Genomic DNA, 807 nt, shown 5'->3' on the forward strand with positions numbered 1-807 from the left:
CTAGGTGTCGTTTCCAAAGAGGTTGTTCAGCCTCTGCCATGGGCTGAGGCCTCCGATTCCGGCGTGGGGTCTGGTTGTGTTGTAGGCGTCGATCCAGGCGGGCATGGCGTGGGCTCGTTCGGTTGAGGTCTGGTAGGAACGCGCATAGGCCCACTCGCGCAGGCTGGTCTGGATGAAGCGCTCGGCCTTGCCGTTGGTGCGCGGCGTATAGGGCCTGGTGCGGATATGGCGCAGGCCGTGGCGGGCGATGGCGGCGGCGAAGAGGCGGCTGCGATAGCCGGAGCCGTTGTCGGTCATGACGCGCTCCACGGCGACGCCATGGCGGGCGAAGAAGGCCAGAGCCCGCTCGAGGAAGGCTGTGGCGTCGTGCTGGTTCTCGCTGGGCCGGATTTCGGTGAAGGCGAGGCGGGAGCAGTCGTCGATGGCGACATGGACGTGATCCCAGCCGACGCCCTTGCCCCGGTCGCGGCGATGGCCCGTGACGCGATGGCCGGGGCGAGCGATCCGGCCGAGCTTCTTGATGTCGAGATGGATGAGTTCTCCGGGTCTGGCCCGCTCGTAGCGGTTCTCGGGCGGTTTGGGATCGAGGAGGGACAATCGGCCCAGCCCGAGCCGGCGCAGGATCAGGCCGACCGTCGAGCGGGGCAGGCCGAGACGACGCGCGATGGCCGGGCCGCCGAGGCGCTGGCGGCGTAACGCCTCGATCGCGCCCACCGTCGCGGCCGGCGTGCTTCGGGGCCGCCTCGCGGGCGCCGAGCTCCTGTCGCGCAGCATCCGCTCGCCGCCCGCCCGGAACCGCGACAGCCA

General features: G+C 70.3%; 1 protein-coding gene. It reads right to left on the reverse strand.

Annotation, left to right across the window (positions count from 1 at the left end; translation table 11 throughout):
* Positions 1–807, reverse strand: an 807-nt coding sequence (locus tag NK718_RS21850) for an IS481 family transposase (RefSeq protein WP_254746844.1), incomplete at its 5' end; no start/stop codon positions are given.

The sequence above is a fragment of the Alsobacter ponti genome (assembly GCF_024294805.1).
GTDB classification, from domain to species: Bacteria; Pseudomonadota; Alphaproteobacteria; order Rhizobiales; family Beijerinckiaceae; genus Alsobacter; species Alsobacter ponti.